Annotated in this window: 5 protein-coding genes and 1 other RNA gene; 4 read left to right on the top strand and 2 right to left on the bottom strand. The window is 68.2% G+C overall.

Annotated elements, in window-relative coordinates; translation table 11 throughout:
• Positions 1–270: 270 nt before the first annotated feature.
• From ompA to ssrA, 4 genes are all read left to right on the top strand, one after another.
• Positions 271–927, top strand: coding sequence for an outer membrane protein OmpA (gene ompA, locus F3J18_RS23495; RefSeq protein WP_025100608.1), 657 nt, complete (start codon positions 271–273; stop codon positions 925–927).
• A gap of 159 nt (positions 928–1086) precedes the next feature.
• Positions 1087–1785, top strand: a complete 699-nt coding sequence (gene ubiG / locus F3J18_RS23500; protein ID WP_013696990.1) for a bifunctional 2-polyprenyl-6-hydroxyphenol methylase/3-demethylubiquinol 3-O-methyltransferase UbiG — start codon at positions 1087–1089, stop codon at positions 1783–1785.
• A 30-nt stretch (positions 1786–1815) separates the two neighbouring features.
• A complete protein-coding gene (locus tag F3J18_RS23505; RefSeq protein WP_025100606.1) occupies positions 1816–2532 on the top strand; it encodes an HAD-IA family hydrolase in 717 nt (238 codons plus the stop codon).
• Between the two features lie 12 nt (positions 2533–2544).
• Positions 2545–2914, top strand: a transfer-messenger RNA (tmRNA) gene (gene ssrA / locus F3J18_RS23510).
• 117 nt (positions 2915–3031) lie between these two features.
• Here the strand turns inward: ssrA and pdeM are convergent.
• Entirely contained in the window at positions 3032–3694 is a 663-nt protein-coding gene (pdeM, locus tag F3J18_RS23515; protein WP_166914516.1) for a ligase-associated DNA damage response endonuclease PdeM, read from the bottom strand.
• Positions 3691–6000, bottom strand: a 2310-nt coding sequence (locus tag F3J18_RS23520; RefSeq protein ID WP_166914518.1) for a ligase-associated DNA damage response DEXH box helicase, incomplete at its 5' end; no start/stop codon positions are given. The genes pdeM and F3J18_RS23520, both read right to left, overlap by 4 nt.

Here is a 6000-nt window from a genome sequence, read left to right on the forward strand (position 1 = left end):
TTTTTCTTGACAATCCTTGAAACATCCTGCACGCGCCTGTTGCACTGGAACCACAATCGCCAGGGGCTTCTTAGGGTGGGGAGGATTTTTTTTCGTGGGACGGGAACGATATGGCAAAATGCCGAAGCACTGAAATTCAGACGCTGCTCCCAGGGAGTGGTGGCGCGTTTTTTGTGTCGCACCAATGTTATACTCCGAGCAATGTATGACTTGTCATCGTCATCAGGCTCGCAGTAAACCTGCGGTAATCTCAATTTCGAGAGGAGAAATATGAATAAATTTTCAAAGCTCGCGTTCATTGCAGCTACCGCAGTAGTGGCTGCATCCGCTTCGGCACAATCGGTGCCGGCATCGCGACAAGCCGTGAATGACAACTGGGTGAATGGCACGGGCGAATACGTGTGGATGAACGGCACGAACGAGCTTTGCTGGCGCGACGCGTTCTGGACGCCGGCCACGGCGAACGCGAAGTGCGATGGCGCGCTGGTCGCGCAGGCACCGGCTCCGACGCCGGTCGCTCCGGTTGCTCCGCCGGCCATCACGAGCCAGAAGATCACGTATCAGGCTGACGCACTGTTCGACTTCGACAAGGCTACGCTCAAGCCGCTGGGCAAGCAGAAGCTGGACGAGCTGGCAGCCAAGATCCAGGGCATGAACGTCGAAGTCGTGGTCGCAACGGGCTACACCGACCGCATCGGCTCGGACAAGTACAACGACCGTCTGTCGCTGCGCCGCGCGCAAGCCGTCAAGTCGTACCTGGTCAGCAAGGGCGTCGAGTCGAGCAAGGTCTACACGGAAGGCAAGGGCAAGCGCAACCCGGTCACGACTGGCTGCAACCAGAAGAACCGCAAGCAGCTCATCTCCTGCCTGGCTCCGGACCGCCGCGTGGAAGTCGAAGTGGTCGGCACGCAACAAGTGCAGAAGTAAATGGGCAGGCAGTAACCTCTCGGGTTACCGCAGCCTTGAAGCCCCGCCTCGGCGGGGCTTTTTCATTCCGGCGGCCGGCGCCGGCCGCTTGCTGGCAGCCGCCAACCGCCGCTTATATACTCGGGGCTCGCTCCCTTTCCGCGCTATTCGCTTGCCGACATGACCAACGCCGACCCGCACGAACTACAGAAATTCAGCGATCTCGCCCATAAGTGGTGGGATCCGAACGCCGAGTTCAAGCCGCTGCACGACCTCAATCCGGTCCGTCTCGGCTGGATCGACGCGCATGCGCACCTGGCCGGCAAGCGCGTGCTCGACATCGGCTGCGGCGGCGGGATCCTGTCCGAATCGATGGCGGGCCTGGGCGCCCAGGTCAAGGGCATCGACCTGTCGACCGAGGCGCTCGGGGTGGCCGACCTGCACAGCCTGGAGAGCGGCGTCACGGTCGACTACGAGGCGATCGCCGCCGAGGCGATCGCCGAGCGCGAGCCCGGCAGCTACGACGTCGTCACCTGCATGGAGATGCTCGAGCACGTGCCCTCGCCGGCCGGCGTGATCGCCGCCTGCTCGGCGCTGGTCAAGCCGGGCGGCTGGGTGTTCTTCTCGACCCTGAACCGCAACCTCAAGTCCTACCTGCTGGCCGTGATCGGCGCCGAGTACATCGCGCAGTTGCTGCCCAAGGGCACGCACGATTACGCGCGCTTCATCAAGCCGTCCGAGCTGGCCGGCTTCATCCGCGCGACCGACCTGCACGTGGCCGAGATTCGCGGCATCACCTACCAGCCGCTGAGCAAGCGCTTCTCGCTGTCGAACGACACCGACGTGAACTACCTGGTCGCCTGCCGCCGCCACGCCTGATCGATCCACCCTGCCCCGCCTACCGAACGCATGAGCACGCCCGCCTCCCCGCTTGCCCCGGCCACTGCCGCCGCCGATCTCTCCAACTGCGAGGCGGTCCTGTTCGACCTCGACGGCACGCTCGCCGATACGGCGCCCGACCTGGCCGGCGCGGTCCACAAGATGCAGCGCGAGCGCGGCCTGGCCGAAACCCCGCTCGACCTGCTGCGCCCGCTTGCCTCGGCCGGCGCGCGCGGCCTGCTCGGCGGCGGCTTCGGCATCACGCCCGAGGCGCCCGGCTACGAGGCGATGCGCCAGGAGTTCCTGGCCAACTACGCGGGCGCGCTCTGCGTGAAGACGGTGTTGTTTCCCGGCATCGCCGAGCTGCTCGACGAGCTCGACGCGCGCGGCGTGCGCTGGGGCATCGTCACCAACAAGGCGACGCGGCTGACCGAGCCGCTGGTGGCCCTGCTCGGGCTGGCCGCGCGCGCGGCCAGTGTCGTCTGCGGCGATACCACGCCGCACGCCAAGCCCCATCCGGCGCCGCTGCTGCATGCGGCCGCGCAGATGGGCATCGCGCCGCAACGCATCGTCTATGTCGGCGACGACCTGCGCGATATCCAGGCCGGCGCCGCGGCCGGCATGCCGACCATCGCGGCCGCCTACGGCTATTGCGGCGACGGCGTGCCGCCCGAGCGCTGGCAGGCGCAGCATTTCGCCGCGACCACGAAGGGATTGCGCGAGCTGCTGCGCAATGTTGCGCTATAATGTCAGGTCCGTGGGGGCGACCTGGTTTCGACAGGGGTTGCGAAGCGGCTAGGGCATGTCGAGGACCCGTCACCTCGTTAATCAATGGGAAAAACGTAACTGCAAACGACGAAACGTTCGCACTGGCAGCCTAAGGGCCGCCGTCCTCTGCCTAGTTCACTGACGGGCTAGTGTCGCAAGACCGGTAGCAATACCGCCAGAGGTCATTTACGTCAGTTAAGCCCTGTCGGCGCCGCGACGACAGGGTCGAAAACCTAGCGGATCGCCGTCCCGCAGCGTGTTCGTCCGCGACGTGGCGGTTAAATCAAAAGACAGAACTAAACATGTAGAACTGGTCGTGGACCGCTTCTGGACGCGGGTTCGATTCCCGCCGTCTCCACCACCGAATACCCTGAGCATCACCGGCATCAAGCAAGAAACCCGCGTCAGCCCCTGGCTCCGCGGGTTTTTTGTTGCGTCCTCGCCTGCCGTATCGCCGAGCCTGGCGCCGCGCCGCCCTTCAGGCTCCGACGCGGAACACCCGATCGCCGCCGATCACGTAGCGCCGCTCGTCCGCACGCGGCGCCCCCACATCGTGTCCGCCCGTGAATGCGCCGAACGCCGGCAACACGCCCGCGCGCGCGCCGAAGCGAAAACACGGCAGCCGCAGGCGGTCGCCCTGCCCTTTCAGCGCCAGTACCGGATGCTCGTGGCCGGCCAGCGCGTAGGCGCCGTCGATTTCCCCCGGGTGATGGCACAGCGCCCATGGACCGAGCCGATAGGGCTCGGCCACCATCTCCACGCCGAATTCCGCGGCCAGCGCGCCCGCATGCCGATCGTGGTTGCCCTCCACCAGCACCAGCCGCAAGCCCCGATGCGCACGCCGCCATGCCCGCAGCGGTGCCAGGGTGTCGTCCGCATGCGATTCGCGCGCGTGCAGCAGATCCCCGAGAAACACGATCGATTCCGGCAGATAGCTCGCGATCAAGCGGTCGAGCCGCGCCAGCGTTTCGCCGGTCGAGCCGGCCGGCACCGGAATGCCGCGCGCGCGAAACACCGCGTCCTTGCCCAGGTGCGCATCCGCGACCAGCAGGCAGCCGCGCACCGGATCGAAGGCCGCGCGCTTCGCGCTCAACATCAGCGGATGGCCGTTCAGCTCGATGGTCAGCGCATCGGCGCTCATGATCCGCGCCCGCCGCGCGCCGCGGTTTTTTCGAGATCTGCGAGCATCCTCGCGACCCGATCGGCGAGCGTCTCGGTGCTGAGCTTCTCGCGCAGCCGCCCCACGATCAACGGAAACGCGAACGGCGTCGGCTTGTCCGGCGCGCTCAAGGCCAGCCGGCTGGTGCTCATGCGCTCCAGCGCCGCGCGCATCCGCCCCAGCTCGAGCTCCTGCTCCAGCACCTCCTGGTCGGCCTGGGCGAGCAGCAGGTTGCCGCTGTCGTGCCGGCGAAACACCTCGTAGAACAGGCCGCTCGAGGCCTGCAGTTGCCGCGCGCTCTTCTGTTGCGCCGGATGCCCCTGGAACACCAGCCCCGACACCCTGGCGATCTCGCGAAAGCGGCGTGCCGACAGTTCCGAAGCGTTCAGGCTCGCGAGGATGTCGTGCTCCAGCCCATCCGGCGAAAACAGGCCGCCGTCGATCAGCGCGCCCCAGTCGAACGGCTGCGCTGACAGCAGCTCGAAGCCGTAGTCGTTCATCGAGATCGAGAACGTGCTCGGCCGCTCGCGCGCGACCCGCCAGGCGATCAGCGAGCCGAGCCCGACATGCGCGGTGCGGCCCGCGAACGGGTAGCAGAAGAAATGATGTCCTTCGCGGCTGCGGACGGCTTCGGCGACCAGCACGCCGGGCGCGGGCAAGGCCGACCAGGCGGCCTGCAACTCCAGCAGCGGACGCACCGCGCGCATTTCCGGCTCGTCGAAGATGCCGTCGGTGGCCTGCGCGAGCATCGCGAGCGCGGCCTCGGCCAGTTCCGACGACAGCGGCATCCGGCTGCCGGCCCATTGCGGGATCGCGCCGCGCGTCGAGCTCGCGCGCTTCACGTAGGCCGTCATGTCGCGCACGCGGACGAGTTCGAGCGCCCGGCCGCCGAAGGTGAACACGTCGCCCGGTTTCAGCCGTGCCACGAACGACTCCTCCATCGCCCCGATCCGGCCGCCGGACAGGAACGCGACCTGGATCGTCGCGTTGCCGACGATGGTGCCGATATTGTTGCGATGCCGGCGCACCAGTTCCTCGCGCGGCACGCGATAGACCCCGTCGTCGCCGACGACCACGCGGTGATAATCGGGATAGGCGCCCAGCGAGGTGCCGCCGCGCTCCACGAAGGCGAGCGCCCAATCGAACTCGGCCTCGCCCAGATCCCGGTAGGCATAGGCGCGTCGCACCTCGGCGAGCATCGCGTCGCGCCGGAAGCCGCCGCCGATCGCGATCGTCACCAGGTGCTGGACCAGCACGTCGAGCGGTTTCAGCGGCATCTCGCGCGCCTCGATCCGGCCGCCCTCGATCGCCCAGCGCGCCGCGGCGGCCTCCACCAGTTCCAGCGCATGGGTCGGCACGATGGTCACGCGCGAGGTGCGCCCCGGCGCGTGGCCCGAGCGGCCGGCACGCTGCATCAGGCGCGCGACGCCCTTGGGCGAGCCGACCTGGAACACGCGCTCGACCGGCAGGAAATCGACGCCGAGATCCAGGCTCGAGGTGCAGACCACCGCCTTCAGCTGCCCCGCCTTCAGGCCCTGCTCGACCCAGTCGCGAACGCTCTTGTCGAGCGAGCCATGATGCAGCGCGATCAGGCCGGCCCAGTCCGGGCGCCGTTCGAGCAAGGCCTGGTACCAGAGCTCGGCCTGCGAGCGCGTGTTGGTGAACACCAGCGCGCTGGCGGCCGCGTCGATCCCGTCGGCCACCGCGCCGACCTGGCGCGTGCCGAGATGGCCGCCCCAGGGGAAGCGCTCGATGGTGTCCGGGATCAGCGTATCGACGACCAGCGGCTTCGGCAGCGTGCCGCGCACCAGCGCACGCGGCGTGCGCACCGCGTGCAGCAGCGCGTCGCTGGCCAGCGGCAGGTTGCCGAGCGTCGCCGACAAGCCCCATACCTGCAGATCCGGCCGCCACGCCGCGAGCCTCGCGATGGCGAGCTGGGCCTGCGTGCCGCGCTTGCTGCCGAGCAGTTCGTGCCACTCGTCGACCACCACCAGCCGCAGCTGCGCGAAGGTGTCGCCCGCGTCGACGCGCGTGAGCATCAGCGAGAGGCTTTCCGGCGTCGTCACGAGCGCCGACGGCATGCGGCGATCCTGCCGTGCCCGCTCGCTCGACGGCGTGTCGCCGGTGCGCAGGCCGACCGTCCAGGGCACCGACAAGTCGAGCGCGGCGCCCTGCAGGGCGCGCGCGCTGTCGGCGGCCAGCGCGCGCATCGGCGTGATCCAGAGCACCGTCAGCGGCGCCGGCAACGGGCCGCGGCGGGACGATGCCGCGCCCGGCCGCGCCGCGTT

This window comes from Burkholderia sp. Ax-1720 (assembly GCF_011753035.1).
GTDB lineage: Bacteria > Pseudomonadota > Gammaproteobacteria > Burkholderiales > Burkholderiaceae > Burkholderia > Burkholderia gladioli.

Excerpts from the sequence above, each read along its gene's own strand:
- ompA (WP_025100608.1), top strand. The coding sequence starts at position 271 with ATGAATAAATTTTCAAAGCTCGCGTTCATTGCAGCTACCGCAGTAGTG.
- ubiG (WP_013696990.1), top strand. The coding sequence starts at position 1,087 with ATGACCAACGCCGACCCGCACGAACTACAGAAATTCAGCGATCTCGCC.
- F3J18_RS23505 (WP_025100606.1), top strand. The coding sequence starts at position 1,816 with ATGAGCACGCCCGCCTCCCCGCTTGCCCCGGCCACTGCCGCCGCCGAT.
- pdeM (WP_166914516.1), bottom strand. The coding sequence starts at position 3,694 with ATGAGCGCCGATGCGCTGACCATCGAGCTGAACGGCCATCCGCTGATG.